Genomic DNA, 25923 nt, shown 5'->3' with positions numbered 1-25923 from the left:
ACGGCGTTGCGGGCCGTCCCGGAACCGATGAGCGACGCCCGAGCGCGGTGGATGGAACGGTCAAGTACGATACACAACGCACTTGTCGGGCGCTCGAGAACGCCGGTCTATGGACGCCAGACGTCGCGCGGCCCTCCTCGGACTCGTCGTCGGGTTCTCGCACACGGTCCTCCGACTGTTCGTGCTCGACTCCACCAGTACCGCCCTCGGAGCGTCTCTCACGGAACTCCTCCTCCAGACGCTTGTCGCGACTCTGCTGGGACTCGGTGTGCTGCTCGGTCTGCCACTGTACGGCGCGCTACGGATGGGCGTTCCCGGAACGACGTCCCGGGGGACGGCGCTCGCAGTGGTCGTCGGGGTAGGGACGGGCGTTGCCGTCTTCGCCACCTACCCGCTGCTCTCCGCCCAAGCTGCTGGCGCGTCGTTCGGCGAGGCGCTCCAGGTCCGGTTCGCTGGGGCGTACCTCGTGAACGCTGTCTCGCCCGCCGCCTACAGCGGGGTCAGCGCGCTCGCGGGGTTCCTCCTCGCGGAGCAAAACACGTAGGGCGACCGGAGCCCTGGCCGACTACATGACCGACCCACACGACCTGCTCCGGGCGGACCCGGAGATGGCCCCGCTCGTCGCCGAACACGGGGAACTCGAACTCGACCTGGTCGAGGACACGTTCCAGCGCCTCGTTACCTCCATCCTCCGTCAGCAGGTGTCCATCGCGTCGGCGGACGCCATCGAGGAGCGACTGTTCGACCGCTTCGAGGTAACGCCGGCGGTGATCGCGGCGGCGGACCCCCTCGCCCTCCAGGACGTCGGCCTCTCCGCGGCGAAGGCGGACTACGTGCAGAACGTTGCCACGGCGTACCGGGAACGGGGCTACGACCGGGCGTTCTTCGCCGACCTCTCCGACGACGCGGTCCACGACGAACTCACGTCCATCGCCGGCGTCGGCCCGTGGACAGCGGACATGTTCCTCATGTTCGCGCTGGGTCGCGAGGACGTGTTTCCGGTCGGCGACCTGGGCATCAGGAAGGGGATGGAGGCGCTCTACGGCGCGGAGACGACGAGAGCTGAGATGCGGGACATCGCCGAGCGCTGGCGACCCGTACGTTCGTACGCTTCGCTCTACCTCTGGCGGGCCTACGAGGGGTAGGACACCGAAGAAGTGGGACCGGGCACAGTGCCGACGTCACCGATTCACTCGAGCTGCCCCCGGATCTCTCCCTGCGGGTTCTGCTCGGTGTGGAGGTTGACGTACGTGTCGCCGTCGCGCATCGCAGCCACAGCGTCGTCGAGGGTCTCCCAGTCACACTCGTTGCCCTCGTCGGGTTGCGCCGCGATCCCGGGCGTGAACACGCCGTCGTTGTACAGCGTGATGCCGACCGGTCCGTTCTCGTCGGGGCCGCCGCAGTGGATGTGGGCGGCAACCGGGTTGCTGAGGTTCTGGACCTGGAAACGGTAGGAGATCTGGTCTCCGTCCTCGCTCACTGCCACCCTCGCGGTGCCGGACGCGTCGGTGTCGACGGCTGGGACCTCGTTGTCGCCAGAGAGGTCGGCCTCGAACACCCGCTGCAGGTCTCCGTCGCCTCCGCCTCCGCCTCCGCCACCGCCACCGTCGCCGTCGCCGTCCCCCTCGTCGGTCTCGATGCGTTCGACCTGCACCAGCGCTGTTGGCTCCCGCCAGTCGTACACCGCCGGGTCGAGGTCGCCGCCGCCTTCGATGCCGGGGTGCGGGCGGATGACGCCGTCTTCGGCGAGGTCGGGGTTGCTCTCGCTGGTTCCGTCGGACTCTTCGCCGGTGATGAGCAGACTCGCCTCCGGGACGAGGTCCTCGAACGACTCCGTGTTCTCCTCGGTTCCGACGTCGTAACCGTTCGCGTAGTGCGTGTCTGAGGCGTTGAGTTCGTCCGGGAGTTCGACAGTGTCGAGTCCCACGATGCCGTCGTTCGTCGCGACGAGCATGCTGACGAACGAGAGGTGTGTCGCGCTCGCGTCCGCCGACAGCTCCAGTTCGGTGTAGTAGGGGAAGTCCGTGTCGCCGGGGTCCTCCTCGGGGACCAGGGGCTCGTCGCCGACTGCCGCCGCCCTGACACTGTTCGTGCTCCCGGCGAGTTCGACGAGGGGTTCCAGGTTGCCGTTCTCGGCGAGCGCCTGGATCGGCTCGCTCGCCGGCTCGCCGACGGAGAACAGTTCGACGCTCGGGCGGTGGAGTGCGACGAGCGGCGGGGTGAACGGCTGGCCTGGCGTGAGGTTCGCGACGGTCACGCGGTACTGCCGGGCGGACTGGCCGTCGCCGTCGTCGTCTCCGTCGTCCTCCTGGGCGCCGGCGAACGACACCCCGCCGAACGCGAGCGCGCCGACTGTCGTTCCGCCGAGCGCTAGCATCCGGCGCCGGGTGAGCAGCGAGCCGCCGTCGGTCGCCGTCGTTCGATTCCGTTCGGTCGTTTCGCGGTGGGAGTCGTCAGTCATAGTAGACCGCTTCGCAGCGGTGTCCGACCTTCGGAGACGAGAGAGTTTGTTATGAATCAGGTTCGCGACGCGGTGTTCACGCCCGTCACAACAGTAGTTCCCCTACTTTCGGTAAGTGAGCCGTTCGACCCCTCTCTCGTCGTGTGTTTCGCTCCCTTACTCCTCGTTGCTCTCCCGGTCGACACCGCTCTGGCGGCGAACGTCGACCTGGTAGTTTTCGAGAATGTCCCGGCCGAGCAACAGGGGGTACTCCATGTGGCCGCGGTCCTCCAGGGACGCCGCGACCGTGTGCCGGTCGCCGGCGACGCCGACGACGATGTCCACGACGGGACGCGCCTTTCCGGACTTCATGCTGCCCGACTTCACCTTCGTCATCGACTTGATGGGTCCGGCGCCGATCTCGGCCGCCAGCCGGGTGTCGATGCTCGTCCGGGAGGCGCCGGTGTCGGACTTCGCGACCACGCGCTCGGTGCCACTCGTCCCCGAGACGAGGACGTCCTCCGTGTACCCGATCACGTTGACCTCCTCGGAGAGCTGCTCGCGTCGGGTGTCCACGTCCGGCGGTGTGGAGTCGTCCAGCGTCCTCGCTAGCCGTTCGACCTCGTCGTCGTCGACGCTGCCGCCCGCCGTCTCGATGGCGAGTTTGGCGATGTGCGGCGCCGGGCTGATGCCGGTCGCCTTGAACAGTCCCTTGAACCCCGCCGTCGGGTTCACCTCGAGGAGGTGCCAGCCGTCGGTCCCCTCCACGAGGTCGACGCCCGCGTAGTCGAGTCCGATGGTGTCGGTCGCGCTCAGGGCCATCTCCGCGGCCTCCTCCGGGAGCTCCGAAACGCCCTCGACGTCCCCGCCCAGCGCGACGTTCGTCCGCCAGTCGTTGTCGGGGGCGTACCGTCGCATCGTCCCGATGATCTTGTCGTCGACGACGTAAATGCGGAGGTCGCGGTGGCGGTCGGAGTCGCGTTCGACGAGTTCCTGGAGGAACGCGTAGCGGTCGCCGACGCGTGGGTTCACCTGCTCGTCGGCGCCGATCTTCCAGGTCCCGCCGCCGTGGGTCCCGATGGCGGTCTTGTACACGACCTCGTCGCCGTACTTCGCCTTCTCCGCGTTCAGTCGGTCCGAGTCGAGTGCGAGCGTCGCGTCGGGGAGTCGGACGCCTGTCTCCGCCAGCGTCGTCGCGGTGGCGAACTTGTGGAACGCCGTGAGCACGCTCTCCGGGCGGTTCAGTGTCGGACGCAGGCGGCTCAGCGAGAGCGCCAGACCGAGCAGCTCCGCTGGCTGTTCGGTGTTCGACATTAGCAGGCGGTTCGCCACGACGTCGACGTCCGGGTCCAGTACGACCTCGTTGTCGGCGATGTCCACGCAGAGGTTGTGCTCGCGGAGCCAGACGCCGGTGTGACCGAGCGCGTCCACCGCGTTCACGATGGCCTTCGTCTCCTTGCTGTTGTGGAGGCTGAGTACGCCGACCGCGACAGAATCATCCATTGTCGGTATCGTGCACCGACGCGACCAAAATGGTGCCGATAGCTCTGTCGGTAGTTCCGCCCTGTTTTACGTGTCCGCTACCAAGCCGGGGCCATGACAGCGGGGGCGTTCACGTACAACGGCGGGCGAGTCCCACCCGGAGAGCGCGCGGACATCAGGTACAGCATTAGCGATACTTACCTGGGGGACCCGGTTCGCATCCCGGTCTCCATCATCAACGGCGAGGAACCCGGTCCCACAGTGTTCCTCTCGGCGGCCATCCACGGCGACGAACTCAATGGCGTCGAGGTAGTCCGCGAGGTGGCCCACGAGTGGCCCCACAGCAACCTCCACGGCACGCTCGTCTGCATGCCGGTCGTGAACGTGCCCGGGTTCCTCGCCCAGGAGCGCTATCTCCCGGTGTACGACCGAGACCTCAACCGGTCGTTCCCGGGCCACGAGGACTCGACCAGTTCGAAACGCATGGCCGACCAGGTTTTCCGGAATTTCATCGAGCCCTGCGACTTCGGCGTCGACTTCCACACGTCCACCCGGGGCCGAACGAACATGATTCACGTGCGAGCGGACATGAGCGACGACGATGTCCCCAGACTCGCGCGGGCCTTTGGCACGAACGTCATCATCGACAGCGACGGCGCCGACGGGACGCTCCGCCGCGAAGCCACCGAGCGCGGCATTCCCACCATCACCGTCGAGATGGGGGAGGCCCACCGCTTTCAGCGCCGACTCATAGACCAGGCGCTCGACGGCATCGCCAGCGTCCTCGCGGAGTACGCTGTCCACCCAACTGAACCCGTCAACTGGCCGGGGTGGCGCACCGTCGTCTCGGCCGAACAGAAGACGTGGATTCGCGCGGACGCCGGGGGCCTCGTCGACCACCACTACGAGTCCGGCGAACTCGTCGAGGAGGGCGCCACCATCTGCACCATCTCCAATCCGTTCAAGACGGACGTCGTCACCGTCACGGCGCCGTTCACTGGACTTCTCGCCGGCGCGCTGGAGAACCCAGTGGTCTACCCGGGGAACCCGATCTGTCACCTCGTGGAACTGGACGAACGGACCCAGCGCGCCTACCTCCGGGAGCGCAGCGGGACGATGCCCGAACGGCCGTCGTGAACGTCACGAGCGGGGCAACGGCGGTCAGCGCGAACTGCCGACGTCTGTCGTTTGCGGGGGAGCGGACGACGCGCGTGTAGTAACTTCTATGTGCCGAGGGCTCACATCATCCGATGTATGAGTGAGTCGTACGACCGAGGCCCCGTCGAGGATTTCGGCCGGTGGCGGGATTTCCAAGCCGGCATGTGGGCCTGGGTGTTTCACAAGTTTACGGGGTGGGTGCTCGTCGGGTACCTGTTCATGCACATTCCCGTCCTGAGCACGTCGCTTCAGGGCGCGGAGGCGTACAACAGCACGCTCGGCGGACTGGAGAGCCTCGCGCTCGTCCGCATCCTCGAGGTCGGACTGCTGGCGGTCGCCGTCTTCCACATCCTCAACGGCATCCGCCTGCTGTTCGTCGACCTGGGAATCGGGCTGGAATCGCAGGACAAGAGCTTCTACGCGTCGCTCGTGTTGACCGGCATCATCGTGGTCGCGAGCGTGCCGACGTTCGTCTCGGGGGCGTTCTGAGATGGCGAAGCGATACTCCTCGTTCGACTCGAACTCGACGACGTGGCTGCTCCAGCGAGTCACGGCAGCGTTCCTCGTCGTCGTGCTCGCGTTCCACTTCTTCCTGCTACACTTCGTCCACCACGCCTACGAGATCGAGTTCCTGGGCAGTCAGGCGCGCATGGAGGAAGTTGGCTACTACCTCACGATGGTGCTGTTCCTCGTGACCGCGACGTTCCACGGCGTCAACGGCGTCTACAACGCCCTCCTCAACCAGGGCCTCGACGGGACGGCCAAGCGCGCCGCCCAGGTCGTGCTCGGCGTCGCCAGCCTGCTGTTGATCGCACAGGGAATCCGTGTCGCAAACGCGCTCGCGGGGTTCTAACATGAGTACCCAGACACCCGAAACCGAGACCGAGACCGAAACGGAGACCGAACAGGCCTCGACCACGCCCCACCAGGACCGTCGGCTGGCCGAGAAACGAGAGCGCAGAGAGCGTGAGGACACCGAACGCGATGCTGCCGCCCAGGAGATCCACGGGGAGACGGTGGAGCTGAAGGTGTTCCGCTTCGACCCCGAGATAGCGGGCAAGCAGGACCCCCGATTCGACTCCTTCGTCATCCCGTTCGAGCAGGGGATGACGGTGCTCGACGCGCTCATCTACGCGCGCGACGAGTACGACTCCAGTCTCACGTTCCGCCACTCCTGCCGCCAGGCGGTCTGTGGCTCCGACGCGTTCTTCGTCAACGGCCAGCAGCGACTCGGCTGCCAGACCCAGATATCGGACCTCCAGCGGCCGGTCCGCGTCGAACCGCTCCCCCACCAGGACGTCGTGAAGGACCTCGTCGTGGAGATGGACCACTTCTACGACCAGATGGAGTCCGTCGACCCGTTCTTCGACCCCGACTCCTTGCCGGAGGGCGAACTCGCGGAGCAGCGCCAGTCCCGGGAGAACCACGAGAAGGTGAAGATGAGCACGCGGTGCATCTGGTGTGGCGCCTGTATGTCCTCCTGTAACATCGCCGCGGGCGACAACCAGTATCTCGGCCCGGCGGCCATCAACAAGGCCTACCAGTTCTACATGGACGAGCGCGAGGGCGAGCAGAAGCGCCAGGAGCGCCTCGAGATCATCGAGCAGGAACACGGCGTCTGGCGGTGTCAGACCCAGTTCTCCTGTACGGAGGTCTGCCCGAAGGACATCCCGCTCACCGAACACATTCAGGAACTGAAGCGAGAAGCCGTCAAGCAGAACCTCAAATTCTGGTAGAACATGTACGAACACGACGTAATCGTCGTCGGTGGTGGCGGTGCGGGGCTCCGCGCAGCCATCGCCGCCGACGAGGAAGGCGCAGACGTAGCGATCGTCACGAAACTCCACCCGGTGCGCTCGCACACGGGCGCGGCGGAGGGCGGCATCAACGCCGCGCTCCGCGAGGGGGACTCGTGGCAGGACCACGCGTACGACACGATGAAGGGGTCGGACTACCTCGGCGACGCGCCGGCCGTCGACTCCCTCGCGCAGGACGCCCCCGAGGAGGTCATCCAGCTGGAGCACTGGGGAATGCCGTTCTCCCGTGAAGAGGACGGGACGGTCAGCCAGCGGCCGTTCGGCGGGCTGTCGTTCCCGCGGACGACGTACGCCGGCGCGGAGACCGGCCACCACATGCTCCACACGCTCTACCAGCAGGTGGTCAAACGGGGTATCGAGGTGTACGACGAGTGGTACGTGAGCCAGCTAGCCGTCACCGACGAGGACGACCCGAACGACCGGGAGTGTAACGGCATCGTCGCGTGGGACGTCCAGAGCGGCGAGATAGCTGGCTTCCGCGCCCGCGACGGCGTCATCCTCGCGACGGGCGGTCCCGGCCAGGCGTACGACCACACGACGAACGCCGTGGCCAACACCGGTGACGGCGTCGCCATCGCCTACCGAGCCGGGGTCCCGATGGAGGACATGGAGATGGTGCAGTTCCACCCGACGACGCTCCCCTCTACGGGCGTCCTCATCAGCGAGGGCGTGCGCGGCGAGGGCGGCATCCTCTACAACTCGGAGGGCGAGCGGTTCATGTTCGAGTACGGCTACGCGACCAACGACGGCGAACTCGCCTCCCGGGACGTCGTCGCTCGCGCCGAACTCACGGAGATCGCCGCAGGTCGCGGCGTCGAGGACGAGTACGTCTACCTCGACATGCGCCACCTCGGCGAGGAGCGCATCACGGACCGACTGGAGAACATCCTCCACCTGGCGCGGGACTTCGAGGGCGTCGACGGCCTCACCGAACCGATGCCGGTCAAGCCCGGCCAGCACTACGCGATGGGCGGCATCGAGGTCAACGAGCACGGCGAGACGTGCATCTCCGGCCTCTACGCCGCGGGCGAGTGCGCCTGCGTGAGTCTCCACGGCGCGAACCGCCTCGGCGGCAACGCGCTCCCGGAACTCATCGTCTTCGGCGCGCGTGCGGGTCGGCACGCTGCTGGTGCCGACATGCCGGAGCCGAAGATCGAGACTGGACCGTACGACGACGCCGAGCGCGAGGAAATCGGCGTGCCGGTCGGGGCCCCGGACCGCGAAGAGGCCGAACCCGCGGCCGACGGCGGCGCGAGCGTGGAAGGCGGCAGAGACGCTCGCGGCCCCGGCGACGTGGTGCAGGCGACGCGCGACGCGGAAGCCGAGCGCATCGAGACGCTCCTCGAACGCGAGGACGGCGTCAACCACGCCGACGTTCGCGCGAACCTCCAGGAGACGATGACGGAGAACGTCAACGTGTTCCGGGAGGAGGAGGGCCTGAAGCAGGCCCTGCGGGACATCCAGGTGGCCCGCGAACGCTACCAGGACGTCTACGTCGCGGACAAGTCCCGGACGTTCAACACGGACCTCCAGCACACCATCGAGACGCGCAACCTCCTCGACGTCGCGGAGGCCATCGCGATGGGCGCCCTCGCCCGCGAAGAGTTCCGCGGCGCCCACTGGCGGGCCGAACACCAGGAGCGTAAGGACGACGAGTACCTCAAGCACACGCTCGTCTCCTGGAACGACGGCGAACCCGAACTCTGGTACCGCCCGGTGCTCCTCGAAGGCGCCGAAGGCAAGTACGAGCCGAAGGAACGCTCGTACTAACTGGCTGCAGACTCCCTACCTCAGTTCTCCACTGCCGCCCCGTCGCGTAGCTTTATCTACGAGAGCGGGGGCAACTCGCCGTGTGACCTGAGTGCTGCCCGGGCCGGCGACGCGGAAACTGGCGGCGCACCGGCCCGGGTTCGATTGCGCGCCGTCTGTCAGCCCGAACCTCGACGCGCCTAGACCCCACGACTAGCTACAGCCCGAGCGCGTCCACCAGGTCGATGCCGACGTCGAAGTGTCTGACGAGTCGGTAGCCGAGCCAGATACCGGCGACACCCATCACGCCCGCGAGATTCCCCGGGGCCGGGATGGGGATGCGAAGCGATGCGAACACGGCACCGACGACCAGTCCGGTGAGCGTCGCCGCCGCGACGAAAGCCACGTCCATACTGACCGACAGACGGACGCAGCCCAAAAAGCGCGCGATACGCGTCAGTCGTTGACGTACTCCTTCCGGAAGCCACGGAACTCGGTGCGGTGGGCCTCCTCGTCGGCGAGGATGGTCACCGCGAGGTCCTCCGTGACCGGGTCGTTGGCGTCCGTCGCGGCGTCGATGAGCGCCCGGTACGTGTCGATGGCGCCCTCCTCGGCCTCAAGCACGCCCTCGATGACAGCGGGCACGTCCGTGGTGTCCTCGGGCGGCTGGAGGGAGTGCTGGTGGGCCTCGAAATCGGCGGAGGCGGGCGGCGCCTCCTCGAGCTGCTTGAGTCGCTCGCCGAGCCGTTCGGCGTGATCGAGTTCCTCCTGAATGTCTACCTTGAGGGACTCCTTGATCTCCTCGGCGCGTACGCCGTCGAGCACGATCGAGTTCGTGAGGTAGTTCATCACGGTCTCGATCTCGTCACCGTACGCCTTCTTCAGCAGTCGAGTGACCTCTTCGTTGGTCATACAGACGCTACGGGGACGAGACGTATCAAACTGTCTGCTGCGTGAGATGCTGCGGGTTCTCGGTGCCGACAGAGAACAACCGAGTGGTTCCGATAGCGACCCTCGGAGCCGTACGGCCCACATAACATTGGCCGACGGAGGGTATCCACGGAGCAGGGCGTCTGTCATGTCCCCCACCAGTCACCATCTCGGCGCAGAACCCGCGACAGCCACGCCCGGCAGTGGCCCCGAGGAACTCGTCGAACTGGTGCCGATCCTCCTCCAGGCCGCGTGGTTCCTCCTCGGGTTTCTCGTCGTCGTTTCGGTCGGCTGGTTCGTGGTCGAACCGCTCGTCCGTCGGGCGGTCCGTCGACGGAACCGCAACAACCCGACTCTCCAGGATGCGATAACCCGGTACGTCCGCCTCCTCGTGCTGCTCTTCGCCGTCCTGGTCGGGGCCGTGGTCGCGGGGTACGGACACATCATCGGCGACTCGGCCATCGTCGTCGCCGCCGGGACGCTCGCCGTCGGTGTCGCCGCGCAGACGGTCATCGGGTCGCTGGTTAGCGGCCTGGTGCTCGTCTTCGACCCGGAGTTCAGCGTCGGGAATTACATCGAGTGGGGGGAGTACGAGGGAACCGTCCAGTCGATACAGCTTCGGGCGACACGCATCGAGACGGTGAACGGCGAACTCGTCACGGTTCCGAATACGGCGTTGACGAACGACGCCATCGTCCGTCCGTACGGTCGGGCCGAACACCGTATCGTCGACCACGTCGATGTCGACTACGAGGCAGACGTCACCGAGACACTGCGCTACGTCAGGGAGGCAGCGGCGGAACTCGACGCCGTGCTCGAGGAACCTGCGCCGAGTGCCTACGTCGAAGAACTCGGGGACGACGCGGTCGTAGTCCGCGTCCACTACTGGATCGAGCGGCCACGACCCGGGTACGTCGTGGACGTCCGGTCAGCGTACGCGCGAGCAGTGAAACGCCGTCTGGAGGACGAGGGCGTCGCCATCAGTCCGGCACCGGAGCAGGAACTCAGCGGCAGCATAACCGTCGACGGCCCCGAGTGAGGCGACAGGCGGCGACACTATGCATCAGGTAACGAAGTGTTCGTGGCGCGTTCGAATTGGCATGGCGTTCACACCGTCAACCGTGGTGGCTGCAGGTACAGTCGCGCAGATTGGTCAGCTAACGCCGCTCCAGTTCGGGGGTGACCTCATCGCCCTGGCGGTGTTCTTCCTGATACTCGCAATCGTCGCCGCCGTCCTCGGGTCCAGAGGTATCGCGGGGCTGAGTATGGATATCGCCAAGTGGCTCGTCATCATCTTCGTGGTGCTCGCCATCGTCACGTTCTTCCTCTGACCCGCTCCCCGACGAGGTGAGCGGCTGACCCCGCTGGCGCGTCGGCCCCTCCGGTGGCGCAACACTGTCTTCGACGGCACTTCTCACCCGTAGACCGGGGTGCGGCGAAGCGTTCAGGGACGTGCGAACCAAATTGGAATCATGACTGGTGAGTACGTCCCGCCGGACGTGACCGTCGCCGGTCCAGGCGAACCCGAGGTGGCCGTGGTCGGCGGCGTCCACGGCGACGAACCGAGCGGCGTTCACGCCGTGCGTACCCTCCGGCAGGCCGACCTCGACCTCCAGCGGGGAGTGATGTTCGTCATCGCCAACCCGGCAGCGGTCGAGGCGGGCCAGCGCTTCCTCGACTCGGACCTCAACCGGATGTTTCCGGGCGACTCGGAGGGAAACAGAGAGCAGCGTCTCGCGGCGGAACTCTGCGACCTGATCGAGCCACTGACCACGGTGTCGATACACGGGACGCACTCACACCCGGAGCCGTTCGGACTGGTCCACCGCTCACAGCCCGAGGAGTACGAACTCATCTCGGAACTGCCACTCCCCCACGTCGTCGACCACTCGGGCGTCAACGAAGGGACGATTACGACGTGTGGCTGTCTCGTCGAGATCGAAGTGGGAATCCAGGGAACCGACGCGGCTGCTATCTCTGCGGAACTGCAGGCCCGAGCGTTCCTCCGCCGGGTCGGTTCCCTCCCGGGGAATCCGCCGGAGGGCGACCCGGATTTCTTCCACATGACCGGAGCCGTCCCGAAGCGTCCGGATGCCGACGGAGAGCTCCACGTCAAGAACTTCGAGTGCGTCCCGGAGGGGACTGTGTACGCCACTGTCGACGGGGAGGAACTGGTCGCCGACCGGCCGTTCTACCCGATACTGATGTCCGAGTGCGGCTACGTCGATATCTACGGTTACAAGGGCCGGAAGCTCGGGGACTCGCTCGAGGACGTCGAGGACGGCTGGCTCTCCGCCTGACCGTGGGCCCTGTTGGGGTCTAGGCTGTCAGCCAGAGTCCTCCACTCAGTCGGACTCGCTGCGGGACCCCTTCACCTGCGCGACGTGCGAGACCGTCACCAGGCCCAGACCGCCGACGAAGTTTCCTGCTGTCGAGACAGCCATCGTGACGAGGAGCGCGCCGTAGCCGATGGGGCCGCCGAACAGCATCCCGAAGTAGACGTGGAGGACGCTGACCACAACGTGGTCGAACGGACCGAGCGCGAGCAGGAACCCGACCATGTAGGAGAGGGTGATTCGCGCGCCGTCGCTGTCGACGGCCTGGAGGAGGAAGGACAGCAGCGAGACGAGCGCGCCCCCGAAGACGGCGCTGGCGAACAGCGCCAGCGGGCTCCTGGCCACGATATCCTCGGCGGTGCTGACCAGCGCCTCTGCAGTGCCCGGCGGGAGCGCCCCCTCGATGGCGACGAACGTCGCGAGCATGGCGCCCCCGACGAAGTTGAAGACGAACGTGAGCGCCCACAGGCGGACGAGCGGACCGACCATCCAGGAGTCGTCGTTGTCGACCGCCGCGGCGGTCGGGTCGAAGAAGTTCTCGTTGAACAGCTCCGTGCGCCCGACGACGAGGAAGACGAGCGCGAGACCGAACGCGAGCCCGCCCGCGATCTTGGAGACGTCGCCGAACTGCGGTTCGACGGCGGCGTGGGCGATGCCGAGGGCTGCCATCCCGAAGACGACGGTGAATCCCGCGATGAAACTCGTCGAAACTAGTTCGAGTGTCGTCTGGTCTAGACGTCGGTTTCCCTCGTCCACGGCGCGCTGGAAGATTTCGCTCGGGTCGGGGGCACCGCTCACGGGTAGACGGTCGGTTGGGAGGTCGAAAAGTGTGCAGGGCGCTTTCTCCGGGCCGATTTCCGTACGCCGTCCATAACAAAACCCGCGGCCGCCGACGGATGCCTAGAGACGCCAGGATGGGGGTCGTCCGACCGGCCGGCAGCGCTCCCAGTCGCCGGCGGGTGGTCAGAACCGCCGCGGTGTTCGCCGGTCCACCCGGAGATGGAGTCACTGTACACACCATGTCAGCAACAGAGTCACCGGAGACGGTCGTCGTCGTCAACCCGAACAGCGGGGACGGACAGCACGCGGAGGCGATTCGGAACAGGGCATCGATACGGGGGTACGGCCTCCGGGAGACGGAGAACGAGGGGGAGGCCGTCGAGTTCTCGCGAGAGGCGGCCGCGGCCGGCGCGTCCACCGTCGTGGCGGCCGGCGGCGACGGCACCATCAACGAGGTGCTCCGCGGCATCGACGCCGCGGACGCCTTCGACGACGTGACGTTCGGCGTGATTCCCGTGGGCACGGGGAACAACTTCGCGAGCAACATCGACGTCACCGGCATCGACGACGCCTTCGACGTCATCGAGAACGGGGAGCGGCGCCGCATCGACCTCGGGCGGACGGACGACCACCTGTTCGTGAACTCCTGTGTCGCGGGGTTGACTGCGGAATCGAGCGGGGACACCTCCGACGAGATGAAAGAGCGCCTCGGCGTGCTGGCGTACGTTGTCGCGACGCTGCGCTCGGTCGCGGAGTTCGAGTCGCTCCCCATCTCCGTCGACATCTACGAGAACGGCCGCGAGGCGACCGTCTGGGAGGGCAACGCGATGACGGTGCTTGTCGGAAACGCCCGCCGTTTCGTCCCGGGCGAGGATAGCCAGGCGAACGTCGAGGACGGCCGCTTCGACGTGACCGTCGTCGAGGACGTCTCGGCGCTCGACCTGATGGGTGACGCCGTCGCGGGCCGGCTGTTCGGCCGGGCCTCCGAGTACGTCACTCGGTTCCACGCGCCGGCCCTGGACATCACGCTCCAGACGCCGGAGGCGACGCAGTTCAGTCTGGACGGCGAGATGGTCGAGGGGCAGTCGCTGTCGGTGCACACCGACCCCGGGAGAGTGGAGGTGGCCGTGGGAGAGGGGTACGACCCCGACCCGGACAGGCAATGAGTCGGTGTGGAACAGGGCTGCCGGGCGCGGTCAGCGCGGAGGTGGTCGGATGTTCGACGTAGACCTGCACGCCCACACCCGGTTCTTCCACCAGTGGGCAGGTGAGCCGACGCGCTACGACCCGCTCGGGGCGAACCTGCTGGCACTGGCGAGTCGGTGGCGCGGACTGGACGGCGTCGCGCTCACGAACCACGACTACTACACGGACGTCGGCGCCATCTCGACGACGCCGCTGTTCATTCCGGGCATCGAAATCTCGACGACGGAGGGCCACGCAATCGTCGTGGGACCCGACCCGCCGTCCCGGACGCCGCCCGGCGAACTCACGCCCCAGGCGGTCGTCGACCTGGCTCACGGTGCGGACTGCGCCGCCATCATCCCCCACCCCTACCGGCACGGCAGCATCCACGAGAGCGGCGCCGACTTCGACGCGGTCGAGATCAGCGGCAAACACCCGCGGAACGCCGACCAGATACACGAACTCGGGAAGGACCTCGGGCTCCCCGTTGTCGCGGGCAGCGACGCTCACTTCCCGTTAGAGGCCGGGCGCGCCTACACCCGCATCGACGCGGACACGCTGACTCCCGAGTCCGTCGTCGACGCCATCCGTGACGGCCGGGTCGAACCCAGAGTGCGTACCGGGCCGACCCAGCGACTGCTCCGGAGGGCGTATCGACAGGTCCACCGGTACAAGCGGCGCTCCGTGACGCGCTCTCGGGAAGTCCAGCAGTAACCGTCGCCTCGAAAAACGGCGGCTCGCGACCGCGGTCAGTCCTCCTGGGCCTTGTGAATGTGCTCCTTTGGCGCCCCGCAGTTCGGACACTCCTCGGGGATGCCGTCGTCGAGGTCGCCCATCTCCCCGCAGTCCTCGCACCGCCACATTAGGTACCCCTCCCCGTCGTCGTCCGCCGCTTCGGTGCCTTCCTCGGACACCTCGACGTCGGGTCCGGCCTCGACCACCTCGACGGCGAACCCCTCGTCGGTGGACTCGGTGACCATGCCGAGCACGTGCCCCTCGTCGTCGTACACCGTGTCACCACTCTCGATGCTGACGGCTTCGGGAGAATCGTCTCCGGAGTCTTCCATGCTATAACGTTGTAGAGCCGCGCACATCAACCTACTGCCAGTGGGACTACAGCGAGGCCTATCGACGGTTTGCACTCCTCGACAGCGGTGGAAAAACAGGAGTCCGCGGCCGACGGCGCTACTGCAGGTCGAGGCGAATCTCGTCGTCCGTGATCCTGTCGACAGCCTGCGGTTCGAGCGCGTACGTGCCCCCGTCGTCGCTGCTCCAGCCGATCTTCGACATGATGGTGTCCGTGATGTCCGGGTCGGGGTCGACCTGTGCGGTCCCGTTCTGCACCTCGACGACACGACCGATTGCGTCGCCGTGCTCGTTGACAACTTTCTTGCCCTTCTCGTCCTCGGTTATCGTGACGTTCGAATCCATGCAGTAGTCCCTTCGGCGGCTCGTCGGATTGCACCGGGGGCTGCGACTGCGTGGTGTTTAACTGTCCCGGGAGGGCGTCCGCCCGGCATCACTCGATTCGCCGGGCGGGGAGACTCAGAACGACTCGTCCTCGCTGTCCGTCCCCGCGTCCGGGGTATCGCCCCCGCGGTCGCTGTAGCGGTCCCGGCCGACCGCCTCCGACCCGACCAGGTTGTAGATGGCCTGGCGCGCGTCCTCGGGCTCCTCGTACTCCTGTTCGTTCTGTTCGAGGATACCGAGTACCTCCTCGAGGCGCTGGGAGCCACCCGGGAGGTCGATCTCGTAGTCGCCGTACTCCTCGACCAGCTCCGTCGACGTGGTGGGGTAGTCGTGGGACTCCAGCTCCTCGTCGAGGGGTCCGAGTTCGACCCCCTGCTGGCGGCTGTCGTCGCTCTCTGAGGTGCTAGCGTCCCGTTCGTCGTCGGATGCCATGCCCCCAACTACGGCAATGCGTCGTAAGCGTGTTGTGCCGGTCTCGGCTGCGACCGGTCGGAACGCGCGACCGACCCACAGTCGTCGGTCCCGCAGACCGGCCTTACCCGGCTCTACCGCCAGTCTCTCCGATACGGGCCAGTTCGAAATTCGGCTGAAATCGGGGCGTAGACGCCCCTTTCGTACGATACAGTCCAAATAACATTGGGGCTATCGATAGTACGTGCTCCCCCGCAGTGGGCTCCAAGCAATGGAGGCACAGGGAGGTGCGAGACGGAGTTCCGTCCGACGGGCGCCGCCCGGAGCGTGCTCGCCGCCCACGGGTCCGTCCGCCCGGTCGCTGGTACAGCCGAACACGAATCGACGAGAAGCGCTCCGCTCATGACATCAATCATCGAAATCGCCGTTCCGGCCGAACAGCTCGCACTCGCCGACACGCTGTCGGGAGTGCCGGAGACGAGAGTCGACGTGCTGCGGACGGTCACCACGGGGCCGAACTCGGTGATGCCCGTGCTGGCCTTCGAGGGGACCGACGAGGACATCGGTCCGGAACTCCGCGAGGACCCCACCGTCGAGGGTGTGTCACCGCTCGCCACACTAGAGAAGGAGTCCGTCTACCGGGTCGAGTGGGCGAAGCCGACGGAGGACCGCTTCCGCGAGATGTTCTGGGACCACGGCACGGTGTTGCGGACCCAGGCGTTCGACGGCAAGTGGTGTTTCCGCGTCCTCTTCGCCGAGCGGGAGTCCATGGAGGACTGGTACCACCACTGCCGCGACTGTGGCCTCCGCGTCGACATCGAGTCGATCTACGACCCGACGGTGGCCGTCCGCCCGCGACAGTACGGACTCAGCCAGAAGCAGTACGTCACTCTCGAGACCGCGCTCCAGAAAGGGTTCTACGACATCCCCCGGAAGGTGACCCTCGAGGAACTCGCCGACGAGTTCGACGTCACCCACCAGGCGCTCTCGGAACGCCTCTCCCGCGCCCACCGGGTGATGATAACGAACGTCGTCTCCGCCGACTTTCCGCTCGCCCACGTCAAGTGACGGCTGAGGCCGTTCCCTCCACCCCGAAAGCGAACCCGTCGCCTCCGCTCGACTCAGTAACCGGTAACCGAATCCTAGTAGATATTCGGCCGGCTCCGACCGGATGAGACGGCGGTAGCCGAATCGATAGTTCGTGGTTACTGGGCAGTCAGTCGAGGCCCCCTCCCAGTGGCCACGATTCCCGGCGGTGCTGCTTCGTGATTTCCCACCAGTCGTGATGCGACCGTGTCTCACGATACCACGGGACGGCGGACGATTCCAGTGGTGTTCGGAACCCCCTTTCGACGGCCATATCGGGGGAGTATCCGGCCGCACAGGCCCCTATCTGTGATAAAGAGGTTGCACAAGTAAGGGACGGGCACAACCGGGCGCTTCGTCTTCGGTGAAGTAGAGACGTTCGTCGTCTCAGCGATGTCAAATCGGTAGCCGTTCGCGGCTAGAACCTACAACAATGACAGTAAACACGGGGATCGAGCTAGAACTCTGGGTCGTCGACCAGAACGGCTGTTTGTGTGAGGGTCGGCAGATCGCCGACGAACACGAGCGGATCAAGCCCGAATTCATCGGGCCGCTCCTCGAAGTGCAGACGGAACCCCGCGCCTCGGAGACCGAACTCCGCCAGGACCTCCAGGAGACGCTCCGGACGGCCATCCGGGCCGCACGCGCCAGCGACAAGCGACTAGTTCCGCTGGGAACGCCGCTCACGGAGGCGGACGAACCGTGCTACACCGAACGTGGGAAGCTGTTCGAGGAGATATACGGCGACGGCGTCAGGAGCGCGAAGAACTGCGCCGGCACCCACGTCCACTTCGAGCGCGAGGAGACGGTCCGGCAGCTCAACCTGCTGACCGCGCTCGACCCGGCGCTCGCTCTGACGAGTTCCTCGCCGTACTACTGCGGCGAGCGCGGCCGGTCGTCGTCGAGGGCCCACGCCTACCGCAAGGAGTGCGGTAACGAGTTCACGCAGTTCTGTGACCTCTGGGCGTACACCGACTCCGTCGAGGAGTGGGAACGACGCGTGGACTCCTCGTACGAGGCGTTCAAGTCTCTCGCCGCGGACCGCGGCGTCTCGCCCGCGAGGGTCGACGAAGAGTTCGACCCCGAGGACACAGTGTTGAACCCCGTGCGACTCCGGCGCTGCCAGCCGACGGTCGAGTGGCGGGCGCCCGACGCCGCCCTCCCCTCGGAGGTCGTCAGGCTCGCCACCGACGTCGGCCGACTCGTCGAACAGACCGAGGAGAAGGCCGTCGAGGTCGGGCGCCCGGGCGTCTCGGACGACCGAATCTCCGTCCCGCCGTTCGACGAACTGTACGACCTCAGCCGGGTAGCCATCAACTTCGGGCTCGGACCGTCGCCCGTCCAGAACTACCTCCAGCGACTGGGGTTCGACTGTTCGGCCTACCGACCGCTGTCGCCGCGCATCGACGGCGGGGAGACGTTGAGCGAGGAAGAGGCCTGCCGGATGCGCCTCGAACAGGCCCACCGATTCGAGGCCGACGTGGCGAAACTCACGGCCCCGCAGCCCGCGGTCTCCGACCCCATCGAGGAAGCCTGACCTGGTGCTTGCAGGTGCCAGTCCGCTGCTTATGCCGCTCAGTCACGTACAGAGCTATCGTGCACGAACCCCCGCTCGGGCGAACGAGAGGCGGTTGTCCGACGCCGAGAACGGTCAGCGTCGGCCGCGGAATCGTCGTGCGGGCTGCTGACCGTCGGCGTCACGTCGCCCGCGAGCGGGTGAACGAACGAACGTCCCGAGGACGGAGACGGTAGAAGCGTGTTCCGGACAGGTTCGACAGACGCCTCGAGTGGACGCTCTCCCGGACCATGAGTCTCGTCTACCTCGTCGTCGGAATCGCAGTTCTCGTCGTCACTATCGTCGACATCCTCTGGACGACGCTGTGGGTCGACGGCGGCTCCGGCCCGCTGTCCTCCCGGTTGACGTCGTGGCTCTGGCGTGGCCTCCGACAGTTCGGGAGCGAGCGCTCGCGGGTACTCAGCCTGGCGGGCCCAATCATCTTGACAACGACGCTCGTCGTCTGGGTCGCCGCCATCTGGGGCGGCTGGACGCTGGTGTTCGGCAGCAGCGGGGCCTCGCTCACGAACGCGCGGAGCGGCACGCCGGTCACGTGGATCGACCGCATCTACTTCGTCGCCTACACCATGTTCACGATGGGGAACGGCGATTTCTACCCGGCGGACGGCGGCTTCCAGATCGCTGCCTCGCTGACGACCGCCAGCGGGATGCTGTTCGTCACGATGGGCGTCTCCTACGTCCTCTCGGTGCTGGGCGCCGTCTCGGACAAGCGGTCGTTCGCCAGCAGCGTCACGGGGCTCGGGGAACGCAGCGAGACCGTGGTCGAGACGGGGTGGGACGGGGAGGACTTCGAGGGGATACACCCGCCGTTGAACTCCCTGGCCGCCGGACTCGACACGCTCGCCACCCAGCACAAGGCCTACCCGATACTCCACTACTACCACAGCGAGGAGGCCAAACACGCCTCCACGATGGCTGTCGTCATCTTCGACGAGGCGCTGACCGTCCTCAGGTTCGGCGTCACCGAGGACGACCGCCCGAACCACGCGCTCGTCGAGAACGCGCGGAGCGCCACCGAGAACTACCTCGAGACGCTCAACGAGGCGTTCATCGATCCGGCCGACGAGACGCCCGACCCGCCGGACCTCGACCGCGTCCGGTCTGCGGACGTCCCGACGGTGTCCGACGACGAGTTCGAGGACGCGGTCGACGACCTCGAGGAACGGCGACGGCAACTGCTCGCGCTCGTGCGCAGCGACGCGTGGCACTGGCCCCCAATCGAACAATGAGCAGCCCCTTCATCTTCGACGGACTGCGGCCACTCGTCCGCATCGTCGTCGTCGGCGTATCGATGTACATCGCGCTCGTGGCGTTCCTCCGCGTCTCGGGGAGCCGGACGCTGTCGACGATGAGTGCGTTCGACTTCATCATCACCGTCGCAATCGGTTCCGTCTTCGGTCGCGCCCTCACGGCCAGACGAGTGACGCTCGTGGAGGCCGTCGCGGCGTTCGCGCTGCTCATCTCGTTGCAGTACGTCGTCACCAGGCTGAAGGTCCGCTGGCCGTCTCTCGGACGGGTGGTGACGAACCCTCCCGTCTTGCTCTACTTCCGCGGGGAGTTCCTCCGGGACGCGATGCGACGCGAGCGCGTCACCAGGTCGGAACTCGAGACCGCGGCACGGAAGAACGACTTCAGCACGCTCGCCGAGGTGGAGGCCATCGTCATCGAGTCGAGCGGGGAGTTCTCCGTCATCGAATCGGTCGGCGACGAGACGGTGTTCGGTGAGGAACTCGACGAGGACCTGGAGTTACACGAGCGGTGACCCCTCAGTCCAGGACGAAGGGCCCACCGGCCGCCGTGCGCCTGGCCACAGTCGCGGTCCGGAGGACGTAGGCAGTCAGCACCAGGTAGGGAGCCAGTGAGATGGTGAACGAGGTCGCCAGGAAGACCTGCAGCGGCGGGAGGCCGAACAGCCCGAAGCCCGGGATGGTGCCCGCGTCGATGGCCATGATCGTCCACGCGGTGACCAGAATCGACGGGAACGAGATGACGAGCAGCGTCCGGGAGAGCTCGGAAATCTCCCGGGAGTAGTACAGCGTCTTGAAGTACTGGCGGCCGGTCTCGAACAGTTCGAACGCCTCCATCAGCTTGTCGAACTCCTCTTTCTCCTCGTCCGGAATCTCCTCGGCGTGGGCGATCCTGATCGTCTGCAGTTCGTCGACCAGCCGACCGAAGTCCGCCTCGAGGCCGAGCCAGAGCGTGCCGAAGTCCGCGCCCCCGACCTCCTCGCGTGGGTCCTCGAGTGTCCTGATAGAGGTCTCGAGGGAGTCCACGAACTCGTCGACGGCTTCGGCGAACTCCTCGTGGTTGTCCCGGGTGACAGTCTCCTGGAGGTCCTCCGCGCGCTCCTGCATGACGTGGGTCATCAGCTCGAGGAACGACCGCGGGTCCGTCGGGCTCCGCTCGCTTCTGACCATCTGCCCGATCTCCCGCCGGTACTCCGTCGTCCCCTGGACGCGCTCGCGCTGGGTGCTGATGGCGGTGATGTCGTAGGTGAGCACGATGGAGTTGATGGAGACGACGACGGAGACGAGCAGGATGATCCCGCTGAGGAGGCTGTTGAGGACGGTCTGGACGCTGTCGGTCTCGGTGAACAGGCGCTGCATCTCGAACGTCCAGACGTTCCCGAGCGCCAGCATCGAGACGAACGTGAGCGTGAGCAGCGCGCCGGTGACCGCCCGCCGGTTCGCCTCCAGCAGCACCCACCGGACGATTTCGACGCGTACGCCGTCCACTGGCACGGGCACCCAGTCCCGCAGCGCGTAGAAGTGGTCCGCCAAACTCATCGCCACGTGGTCGGCCACACGACGGCTCGACACGATTCACTCCGGACGACTGGAACGTCGCGCATACGAGAACTGACGGCCGTCAGCCACTTACAGGGAGAGCCTGCAAGTGCAAGCCCTGGACCGGCGTGCTCGGTGGCCTGGGGCTGCCATACGTCTTTTCCACGTTCGCAACCTACGTTCTCACATGGCCGACCACCCAGAACCGACGGCCGTGGAGACCGAGGACGAGTACATCCACGTCAGATACCGCGACCCCGACGACTTCGAGACGATTCGGACTCCCGACTGGGCGGACGAAGCGTCGGACTCCGTCTCGGACGGCAGCGAAGTGCGGACCGGCAAACGCGAGGACAGCGACGACTGGGAGGTCCAGTCCGTCCTCATCGACAAACACGTCGGCGAGGACCAGGCCGAGGAGCAGGCCAACGAGATCGTCCAGAAGATAGAGGAGTGATCTCACCGGAGTTCGAGGTCCTCGAACGTCGACCGGGACGCGACCCACGACCCGAGCGAGAGGCCGAAGACGAGGTGGCCGACGTGGAACACCAGCGACTCCGAGCCGTCGAGGTCCACGTCCAGGAGTTCACCGAGCACCACCCGCTCGCCGAACACTGAGAGTGTGAGGGCGTACAGCGCCCCGAGAACTACACCGGCGGTCTCGCGGGCCTCGTCGCTCTCGATGCGGCGGTCGACGGGACGGAAGAGGACGCCGAACGCGCTGCCCGCGCCGGCGCCGTAGACGAGGTGGAGGACGAGCGCGGGAATCGGGTGGTCGTCGGCGTCGCCGTCCGCCACGTACTGCGCCCAGAACTCCGCCGTCGGCGGCAGCGACGACGCTACCGGCATCCGGTAGGCGGTCATCACGACCGTCGCCAGCGTGCCGCCCAGGGCGCCGTTCACGACTGACCGGAGCAACCCGTGCTCCGGCGGTTCCTCCTGGCTACGACTCCGTGGTGGTCGAGACCGTGCCATCGGACCTACTACTCCCGTGAGCGGAATACGCTGCCACCCGGCACAGTAAAGGGGTCTAAGAGTGGCCATCGTCTCGCGTTCGATCGGAACCTGACCCACCGACGAGCGCCGACCCGTAACCTCTGCATTGGTTCGTGACCGCACTGGCTAACTATACTCGCCGACCCCGTCTGGTAGGCTGCAATGAGCAGCTTACTACCGTCAGGTTCGAGCACGAAAGCAGAGACGACGTCGAGCGAGCGAGCCCGAGGAAAGCCGTCGAGTGGGTCCAGTTCCGGCGGTGGGTCGATGCGCCGGCGACTCGGACTGGCTGTCGCCGGACTCGGCGCCGCAGCCCTCATCCGTCGGCTGCGCTCCGGACGGCGAAAGAAACGAAACCGGTCGGCCTCGTCCTCCAGCGGGTCGTCCGGCGGCCGGTCCGACAGCGGCGGACTCCGCAAGCGACTGACCGGCCGAACGGGCAGGATGGTGGCGGGCGTTCTGGCGGCGACGGCCGTCCGGCGGCTCCTCCGCCGCTGGAGTCGGCGATGAGGCTGCGACCCCGAAGGTGAGTCGATGGGGGTAGTCGTCGCTATCGAGACCGCCGACGGCGTCGTGCTCGCCGCCGACACGCTCGCCGTCGACGACGGGGACGTGACGAGCAAGCACGCCCACCGGCTGTTCGAGTTCGAGGGGGGCGCCGCCGGCGTCGTCGGCGACCATGGCGACGTCGACGAGTTCGGTCGCCGCCTCGAGGCCGAACTGCGGCAGGTCGACGTCGAGGCGGGCCGGGAACTCGGCCTCACCAGCTTCGGCCAGATTGCGGCCGACATCGCGGAGAACCTCGGCGTCGACGCTATCGTGGCGACCCACGACGGCGAGGGCCAGGCCGCGTTCCTGCAGGTCGGATCGGACGGTCGCACGGTGTCCGCGGAGAAGGCGGCAATCGGGAGCGGATCGTCCGTCGCGCTGGGCCGACTGGAGGACGGGGACGTCGGCCTGGAACTGGCGGACGCGGCGGACGTCGCGCGAGCGGCCGTCGACGCGGCCCAGGAGCGGGACCCGAAGACCGGCGGGGACGTCGAGATAGCTGAACTTCCGAACCGGGAGTCGTAGGCATCGACGATGGCCTGGCGACTGATATCCCTCCGGCCGTCCCGTCGAAAGGTCACCTTACCGCCGGCCTGCGGCCACCTTAGCCGAGTACGGACTTCATATCTTTAGGGAACTCTACCGAAGTACGGCTGTGTCGGTAGACCGTCTCTGGAACACCGACGAGCGGACGAACGGAATCATCGGCTGGGGGCTACTCGGCGTCGTCCTGCTGTCGGCCGCCCAGAGCTTCCTCGCGGCGAGATACCTCTGGGGCGGGTTCGAACTCCTCTTCGTCGTCGTCGCCGCGCTGCCGGTCCTGTTCAGCCGGGACTGGCGGGTGCTCGTCCCGTGGCCGCTCCTGCTCGTCGGCGCCGTCGCGATGGGGGCCCAGTCGCTCGGCCTCCACCAGGAGTTGACCGCGTACACGGCCGTCGCGGCCTTCGCACTCGTCGGCGTCGCGGAACTGGAGGCGTACACGGAGGTGGAGATGAGCCGGCGGTTCGCCATCGCGTTCGCCGCGCTGACGACGATGGCTATCCAGGGGATCTGGACCATCGTCCGGTTCTACTCCGACCAGTTGCTCGGCACGGAGTACATCCAGAGCCAGGCGGACGTCCAGTGGGACTTCGTCTTCGTCACGCTCGTCGCGCTGGTGTTCAGTGGCGCCTTCGAACTGTACTTCAAACAGGCGGACGACGCCGGCTCACAGGAGGAACCGACGGTGAACGAAACGTGAGCGGCGAAGAGGACGACGGCTCCGACAAAGCCGAACGACTCGCTGTGCGTGCGATGCAGGCCGTGCTGTTCGCGCTCCTCGTCTACACGCTCGTGCGGGCGCGGTTCGGACTCGCGCTCGGCGTCGGGTTCGGCCTCGCCGTCACCCTGTTGCCCGCGGTGGTACGCCGGGAGTACGGCTACTCGCTAGACCCGCTGCTCGCGCTCTGGATCACGCTCTCCATCTTCATCCACACCATCGGCTCGCTGGGGCCCTACGACTGGTGGGGATGGTACGACAGCGTCGCCCACACCGTCTCCGCCGTACTCATCGCCGGCATCGGATACGTGATACTGCGGACGTTCGAGCAGCACTCCGCGGAGATAGACGTGCCCGGGGAGTTCCGGGCCCTCTTCATCGTCGTCTTCGTGCTCGCCGCGGGCGTCTTCTGGGAGTTACTGGAGTTCGGCTCCGGGGTGGCCGCGACACTCGTCGGCGCAAAGGCACCACTAGCGGTAAAGGGGGTCGACGACATCGTCTCGGACCTCGTCTTCAACACGCTCGGCGCGGTGATACTGGCCGTCTTCGGAACGGGCTACCTCGACGGCGTCGTCTCCTTCGCACGCCGCCGTCTGCTCGAGTAGCGCCTACTCGCCGCGCAGTTCGGCCAGGTGGTCGATGCGGCGCTGGAGCAGTTCCTCGCTCCCGATGTCGTGGCGGACGCGGACGCCATCGGGGAGGTCCGTGAGCGCCGCCTCGGCCTGGGCGTTCGCTTCCGCGAGCGTCTCGCCGGAGCCAACGACCGCGAACGAACGCGAGGTGGTGGTGTAGACGCCGTCCTCGCGGGCGTCGACGCTCGCGTAGAACAGCCGGGCGTCGCCGACCGACGACTCGTCGATGGTGAGGCGAACGCCACCCTCGGGGTTCGTGGGGTAGCCCTCTGGGACGGCGTACTTGCAGACGGTCGCGACCTCGGCGAACGTCAGTTCGGGGAGCGGGTTGCCGTCCCGCGCCGCGGTCAGCACGTCGAGCAGCGGCGTCTCCATCGCGGGCAGCGTGTTCATCGCCTCGGGGTCGCCGAAGCGCGCGTTGAACTCGACGACCTTCGGGCCCTCGGGGGTGAGCATGAACTGGCCGTAGAGGACGCCGCGATAGTCCGGGAGCCCCTCGACAACGGCGTCGATGGTCTCGAGGGCCGCCTCGTACTCCGCTTCGGTGACGAACGGGAGCAGTTTCTCCGGGCCGGCGATACTCCCCATGCCGCCGGTGTTCGGCCCCTCGTCGTCCTCGTAGGCGCGGCCGTGGTCGTGGGCGACCGGCGTCGCGCGGAACTCGCCGTTCGCGATGAGCGCCTGGACGGTGATCTCCTCGCCGACGAGTCGCTCCTCGATGACCCACTCGTCGTGGCCCGCGGTCCGGACGTAGTCGGCGGCCTCGGCCTTCGTCACCTGGTCGCCGGTGACGCGGACGCCCTTGCCGCCGGTGAGGCCGGCGGGCTTGACGGCGACGTCACCCTCGACGTTCTCGACGTAGTCGGCGGCCGCCTCGGCGTCGGTGAACGTCTCGAAGCCAGCCTGTCCGGGGACGTCCGCCTCGGCCATGAACTCCCGCTGGAACGTCTTGTCCGTCTCGATGCGCGCCTCGGCCTGCTTCGGGCCGAAGGCGTAGATGCCGGCGTCTTCGAGCGCGTCAACGACGCCCGCGTCGAGCGGTCCTTCCGGGCCGACAACGACGAGTGTCGCCTCGACGTCCTCTGCGTACTCTACTACTGCGTCGGGGTCGCTCGGGTCGAGCGCGCGGAACTCCTCGGCGAGGCGGTCGACACCGGGGTTCCGGTTGCTCGCGCAGGCGTACAGGTCGCAGTCGGGGGCCAGCGCGTCGGCGATGGCGTGCTCGCGGCCGCCGCCACCGACGAGCAGGACGCGTTCGGTCATACCCGAACGGAGTGAGCAA

30 protein-coding genes are annotated in these 25923 nt (G+C 66.9%); 20 read left to right on the top strand and 10 right to left on the bottom strand.

Annotation, left to right across the window (positions count from 1 at the left end; all coding sequences use genetic code 11):
- The first annotated feature begins 109 nt into the window (after nt 1–109).
- Both HALDL1_10115 and HALDL1_10110 read left to right on the top strand, forming a co-directional pair.
- Nucleotides 110–544 (top strand): hypothetical protein, encoded by a 435-nt coding sequence (locus HALDL1_10115; GenBank protein AHG05279.1) that lies wholly within the window; start codon nt 110–112, stop codon nt 542–544.
- Nucleotides 545–569: 25 nt separating this feature from the next.
- On the top strand, nt 570–1145 hold the full coding sequence (locus tag HALDL1_10110) for a 3-methyladenine DNA glycosylase (protein ID AHG03918.1): 576 nt from the start codon (nt 570–572) through the stop codon (nt 1143–1145).
- A 44-nt stretch (nt 1146–1189) separates the two neighbouring features.
- Here the strand turns inward: HALDL1_10110 and HALDL1_10105 are convergent, their stop codons facing one another.
- Both HALDL1_10105 and HALDL1_10100 read right to left on the bottom strand, forming a co-directional pair.
- Nucleotides 1190–2461, bottom strand: coding sequence for a hypothetical protein (locus HALDL1_10105; GenBank protein ID AHG05278.1), 1272 nt, complete (start codon nt 2459–2461; stop codon nt 1190–1192).
- 156 nt (nt 2462–2617) lie between these two features.
- A complete protein-coding gene (locus HALDL1_10100; protein ID AHG03917.1) occupies nt 2618–3943 on the bottom strand; it encodes an alpha-L-glutamate ligase in 1326 nt (441 codons plus the stop codon).
- A gap of 93 nt (nt 3944–4036) precedes the next feature.
- On the opposite strand from HALDL1_10100, the gene HALDL1_10095 reads away from it, so the two are divergent.
- The 5 genes from HALDL1_10095 (at nt 4037) to HALDL1_10075 (ending at nt 8667) form a co-directional block, all read left to right on the top strand.
- Entirely contained in the window at nt 4037–5059 is a 1023-nt protein-coding gene (locus HALDL1_10095; protein ID AHG03916.1) for a succinylglutamate desuccinylase/aspartoacylase, read from the top strand.
- Nucleotides 5060–5176: 117 nt separating this feature from the next.
- On the top strand, nt 5177–5569 hold the full coding sequence (locus HALDL1_10090; protein AHG03915.1) for a succinate dehydrogenase: 393 nt from the start codon (nt 5177–5179) through the stop codon (nt 5567–5569).
- Nucleotide 5570: 1 nt separating this feature from the next.
- Complete coding sequence (locus HALDL1_10085) at nt 5571–5933, top strand: succinate dehydrogenase (GenBank protein AHG03914.1); 363 nt, start codon at nt 5571–5573, stop codon at nt 5931–5933.
- A gap of 1 nt (nt 5934) precedes the next feature.
- Nucleotides 5935–6816: a succinate dehydrogenase gene (locus tag HALDL1_10080; GenBank protein AHG03913.1), complete on the top strand. Its 882-nt coding sequence runs from the start codon at nt 5935–5937 to the stop codon at nt 6814–6816.
- A 3-nt stretch (nt 6817–6819) separates the two neighbouring features.
- On the top strand, nt 6820–8667 hold the full coding sequence (locus tag HALDL1_10075) for a succinate dehydrogenase (protein AHG03912.1): 1848 nt from the start codon (nt 6820–6822) through the stop codon (nt 8665–8667).
- Nucleotides 8668–8863: 196 nt separating this feature from the next.
- Here the strand turns inward: HALDL1_10075 and HALDL1_10070 are convergent, their stop codons facing one another.
- Both HALDL1_10070 and HALDL1_10065 read right to left on the bottom strand, forming a co-directional pair.
- A complete protein-coding gene (locus HALDL1_10070; protein ID AHG03911.1) occupies nt 8864–9058 on the bottom strand; it encodes a XapX domain-containing protein in 195 nt (64 codons plus the stop codon).
- Nucleotides 9059–9102: 44 nt separating this feature from the next.
- Nucleotides 9103–9558 carry a rubrerythrin gene (locus HALDL1_10065; GenBank protein AHG03910.1) on the bottom strand — a complete coding sequence of 152 codons (456 nt, stop codon included), beginning with the start codon at nt 9556–9558 and terminating at the stop codon, nt 9103–9105.
- Between the two features lie 166 nt (nt 9559–9724).
- Between HALDL1_10065 and HALDL1_10060 the strand changes: the two genes are divergently transcribed.
- From HALDL1_10060 to HALDL1_10050, 3 genes are all read left to right on the top strand, one after another.
- Nucleotides 9725–10615, top strand: a complete 891-nt coding sequence (locus HALDL1_10060; protein AHG03909.1) for a small mechanosensitive ion channel protein MscS — start codon at nt 9725–9727, stop codon at nt 10613–10615.
- A gap of 61 nt (nt 10616–10676) precedes the next feature.
- Nucleotides 10677–10907: a membrane protein gene (locus tag HALDL1_10055; protein AHG03908.1), complete on the top strand. Its 231-nt coding sequence runs from the start codon at nt 10677–10679 to the stop codon at nt 10905–10907.
- 141 nt (nt 10908–11048) lie between these two features.
- Nucleotides 11049–11876: a succinylglutamate desuccinylase gene (locus tag HALDL1_10050; GenBank protein ID AHG03907.1), complete on the top strand. Its 828-nt coding sequence runs from the start codon at nt 11049–11051 to the stop codon at nt 11874–11876.
- 45 nt (nt 11877–11921) lie between these two features.
- Here HALDL1_10050 and HALDL1_10045 read toward each other — a convergent pair whose 3' ends face one another.
- On the bottom strand, nt 11922–12710 hold the full coding sequence (locus HALDL1_10045) for a transport (protein ID AHG03906.1): 789 nt from the start codon (nt 12708–12710) through the stop codon (nt 11922–11924).
- Nucleotides 12711–12931: 221 nt separating this feature from the next.
- Between HALDL1_10045 and HALDL1_10040 the strand changes: the two genes are divergently transcribed.
- Both HALDL1_10040 and HALDL1_10035 read left to right on the top strand, forming a co-directional pair.
- On the top strand, nt 12932–13858 hold the full coding sequence (locus tag HALDL1_10040; protein AHG03905.1) for a diacylglycerol kinase: 927 nt from the start codon (nt 12932–12934) through the stop codon (nt 13856–13858).
- 49 nt (nt 13859–13907) lie between these two features.
- Entirely contained in the window at nt 13908–14591 is a 684-nt protein-coding gene (locus HALDL1_10035) for a histidinol phosphatase (GenBank protein AHG03904.1), read from the top strand.
- Nucleotides 14592–14626: 35 nt separating this feature from the next.
- Here HALDL1_10035 and HALDL1_10030 read toward each other — a convergent pair whose 3' ends face one another.
- From HALDL1_10030 to HALDL1_10020, 3 genes are all read right to left on the bottom strand, one after another.
- Nucleotides 14627–14944, bottom strand: a complete 318-nt coding sequence (locus HALDL1_10030) for a hypothetical protein (GenBank protein AHG03903.1) — start codon at nt 14942–14944, stop codon at nt 14627–14629.
- Between the two features lie 118 nt (nt 14945–15062).
- A complete protein-coding gene (locus tag HALDL1_10025) occupies nt 15063–15308 on the bottom strand; it encodes a hypothetical protein (protein AHG03902.1) in 246 nt (81 codons plus the stop codon).
- 114 nt (nt 15309–15422) lie between these two features.
- Nucleotides 15423–15779, bottom strand: a complete 357-nt coding sequence (locus HALDL1_10020) for a hypothetical protein (GenBank protein ID AHG03901.1) — start codon at nt 15777–15779, stop codon at nt 15423–15425.
- A gap of 381 nt (nt 15780–16160) precedes the next feature.
- Here HALDL1_10020 and HALDL1_10015 point away from each other — a divergent pair, with 381 nt between their 5' ends.
- The 4 genes from HALDL1_10015 (at nt 16161) to HALDL1_10000 (ending at nt 20182) form a co-directional block, all read left to right on the top strand.
- A complete protein-coding gene (locus tag HALDL1_10015; protein ID AHG05277.1) occupies nt 16161–16826 on the top strand; it encodes a hypothetical protein in 666 nt (221 codons plus the stop codon).
- 451 nt (nt 16827–17277) lie between these two features.
- Nucleotides 17278–18381: a glutamate--cysteine ligase gene (locus HALDL1_10010; protein ID AHG03900.1), complete on the top strand. Its 1104-nt coding sequence runs from the start codon at nt 17278–17280 to the stop codon at nt 18379–18381.
- Nucleotides 18382–18650: 269 nt separating this feature from the next.
- Complete coding sequence (locus HALDL1_10005; protein ID AHG03899.1) at nt 18651–19649, top strand: membrane protein; 999 nt, start codon at nt 18651–18653, stop codon at nt 19647–19649.
- Nucleotides 19646–20182 (top strand): membrane protein, encoded by a 537-nt coding sequence (locus HALDL1_10000; GenBank protein AHG03898.1) that lies wholly within the window; start codon nt 19646–19648, stop codon nt 20180–20182. Before HALDL1_10005 ends, HALDL1_10000 begins: the two co-directional genes overlap by 4 nt.
- Nucleotides 20183–20186: 4 nt before the next feature.
- Here HALDL1_10000 and HALDL1_09995 read toward each other — a convergent pair whose 3' ends face one another.
- Complete coding sequence (locus tag HALDL1_09995) at nt 20187–21206, bottom strand: hypothetical protein (protein AHG03897.1); 1020 nt, start codon at nt 21204–21206, stop codon at nt 20187–20189.
- Nucleotides 21207–21393: 187 nt separating this feature from the next.
- On the opposite strand from HALDL1_09995, the gene HALDL1_09990 reads away from it, so the two are divergent.
- The 4 genes from HALDL1_09990 to HALDL1_09970 all read left to right on the top strand — a co-directional run bounded on the left by HALDL1_09990 (nt 21394) and on the right by HALDL1_09970 (nt 24614).
- The gene (locus HALDL1_09990) at nt 21394–21663 is read left to right on the top strand and encodes a hypothetical protein (GenBank protein AHG03896.1); all 270 of its coding nucleotides are present in this window, start codon (nt 21394–21396) and stop codon (nt 21661–21663) included.
- A gap of 1073 nt (nt 21664–22736) precedes the next feature.
- A complete protein-coding gene (locus tag HALDL1_09980) occupies nt 22737–23276 on the top strand; it encodes a hypothetical protein (GenBank protein AHG05276.1) in 540 nt (179 codons plus the stop codon).
- 130 nt (nt 23277–23406) lie between these two features.
- Nucleotides 23407–23991, top strand: coding sequence for a hypothetical protein (locus HALDL1_09975; protein ID AHG03895.1), 585 nt, complete (start codon nt 23407–23409; stop codon nt 23989–23991).
- Nucleotides 23988–24614: a hypothetical protein gene (locus HALDL1_09970; GenBank protein ID AHG03894.1), complete on the top strand. Its 627-nt coding sequence runs from the start codon at nt 23988–23990 to the stop codon at nt 24612–24614. Before HALDL1_09975 ends, HALDL1_09970 begins: the two co-directional genes overlap by 4 nt.
- 3 nt (nt 24615–24617) lie before the next feature.
- On the opposite strand, the gene HALDL1_09965 is transcribed toward HALDL1_09970, so the two are convergent.
- Nucleotides 24618–25904, bottom strand: coding sequence for a phosphoribosylamine--glycine ligase (locus HALDL1_09965; GenBank protein AHG03893.1), 1287 nt, complete (start codon nt 25902–25904; stop codon nt 24618–24620).
- Nucleotides 25905–25923: the final 19 nt, after the last annotated feature.

This window comes from Halobacterium sp. DL1, from assembly GCA_000230955.3.
GTDB lineage: Archaea > Halobacteriota > Halobacteria > Halobacteriales > Halobacteriaceae > Halobacterium.
Note: the sequence above shows the minus strand (reverse complement) of the source record. Positions and strands in the feature narration are given on the sequence as shown.

What these genes read in the sequence shown, in the direction of transcription:
- HALDL1_10035 (AHG03904.1), top strand. Translation starts at nt 13,908, where the DNA reads ATGTTCGACGTAGACCTGCACGCCCACACCCGGTTCTTCCACCAGTGG.
- HALDL1_10000 (AHG03898.1), top strand. Translation starts at nt 19,646, where the DNA reads ATGAGCAGCCCCTTCATCTTCGACGGACTGCGGCCACTCGTCCGCATC.
- HALDL1_10015 (AHG05277.1), top strand. Translation starts at nt 16,161, where the DNA reads ATGACATCAATCATCGAAATCGCCGTTCCGGCCGAACAGCTCGCACTC.
- HALDL1_10050 (AHG03907.1), top strand. Translation starts at nt 11,049, where the DNA reads ATGACTGGTGAGTACGTCCCGCCGGACGTGACCGTCGCCGGTCCAGGC.
- HALDL1_10030 (AHG03903.1), bottom strand. Translation starts at nt 14,944, where the DNA reads ATGGAAGACTCCGGAGACGATTCTCCCGAAGCCGTCAGCATCGAGAGT.
- HALDL1_10075 (AHG03912.1), top strand. Translation starts at nt 6,820, where the DNA reads ATGTACGAACACGACGTAATCGTCGTCGGTGGTGGCGGTGCGGGGCTC.
- HALDL1_10010 (AHG03900.1), top strand. Translation starts at nt 17,278, where the DNA reads ATGACAGTAAACACGGGGATCGAGCTAGAACTCTGGGTCGTCGACCAG.
- HALDL1_09995 (AHG03897.1), bottom strand. Translation starts at nt 21,206, where the DNA reads ATGAGTTTGGCGGACCACTTCTACGCGCTGCGGGACTGGGTGCCCGTG.
- HALDL1_10100 (AHG03917.1), bottom strand. Translation starts at nt 3,943, where the DNA reads ATGGATGATTCTGTCGCGGTCGGCGTACTCAGCCTCCACAACAGCAAG.
- HALDL1_10115 (AHG05279.1), top strand. Translation starts at nt 110, where the DNA reads ATGGACGCCAGACGTCGCGCGGCCCTCCTCGGACTCGTCGTCGGGTTC.
- HALDL1_09980 (AHG05276.1), top strand. Translation starts at nt 22,737, where the DNA reads ATGGGGGTAGTCGTCGCTATCGAGACCGCCGACGGCGTCGTGCTCGCC.
- HALDL1_10025 (AHG03902.1), bottom strand. Translation starts at nt 15,308, where the DNA reads ATGGATTCGAACGTCACGATAACCGAGGACGAGAAGGGCAAGAAAGTT.
- HALDL1_10055 (AHG03908.1), top strand. Translation starts at nt 10,677, where the DNA reads ATGGCGTTCACACCGTCAACCGTGGTGGCTGCAGGTACAGTCGCGCAG.
- HALDL1_09965 (AHG03893.1), bottom strand. Translation starts at nt 25,904, where the DNA reads ATGACCGAACGCGTCCTGCTCGTCGGTGGCGGCGGCCGCGAGCACGCC.
- HALDL1_10060 (AHG03909.1), top strand. Translation starts at nt 9,725, where the DNA reads ATGTCCCCCACCAGTCACCATCTCGGCGCAGAACCCGCGACAGCCACG.
- HALDL1_10085 (AHG03914.1), top strand. Translation starts at nt 5,571, where the DNA reads ATGGCGAAGCGATACTCCTCGTTCGACTCGAACTCGACGACGTGGCTG.
- HALDL1_10070 (AHG03911.1), bottom strand. Translation starts at nt 9,058, where the DNA reads ATGGACGTGGCTTTCGTCGCGGCGGCGACGCTCACCGGACTGGTCGTC.
- HALDL1_10040 (AHG03905.1), top strand. Translation starts at nt 12,932, where the DNA reads ATGTCAGCAACAGAGTCACCGGAGACGGTCGTCGTCGTCAACCCGAAC.
- HALDL1_10065 (AHG03910.1), bottom strand. Translation starts at nt 9,558, where the DNA reads ATGACCAACGAAGAGGTCACTCGACTGCTGAAGAAGGCGTACGGTGAC.
- HALDL1_10080 (AHG03913.1), top strand. Translation starts at nt 5,935, where the DNA reads ATGAGTACCCAGACACCCGAAACCGAGACCGAGACCGAAACGGAGACC.
- HALDL1_10090 (AHG03915.1), top strand. Translation starts at nt 5,177, where the DNA reads ATGAGTGAGTCGTACGACCGAGGCCCCGTCGAGGATTTCGGCCGGTGG.
- HALDL1_09990 (AHG03896.1), top strand. Translation starts at nt 21,394, where the DNA reads ATGGCCGACCACCCAGAACCGACGGCCGTGGAGACCGAGGACGAGTAC.
- HALDL1_10095 (AHG03916.1), top strand. Translation starts at nt 4,037, where the DNA reads ATGACAGCGGGGGCGTTCACGTACAACGGCGGGCGAGTCCCACCCGGA.
- HALDL1_10005 (AHG03899.1), top strand. Translation starts at nt 18,651, where the DNA reads ATGAGTCTCGTCTACCTCGTCGTCGGAATCGCAGTTCTCGTCGTCACT.
- HALDL1_10110 (AHG03918.1), top strand. Translation starts at nt 570, where the DNA reads ATGACCGACCCACACGACCTGCTCCGGGCGGACCCGGAGATGGCCCCG.
- HALDL1_10105 (AHG05278.1), bottom strand. Translation starts at nt 2,461, where the DNA reads ATGACTGACGACTCCCACCGCGAAACGACCGAACGGAATCGAACGACG.
- HALDL1_10020 (AHG03901.1), bottom strand. Translation starts at nt 15,779, where the DNA reads ATGGCATCCGACGACGAACGGGACGCTAGCACCTCAGAGAGCGACGAC.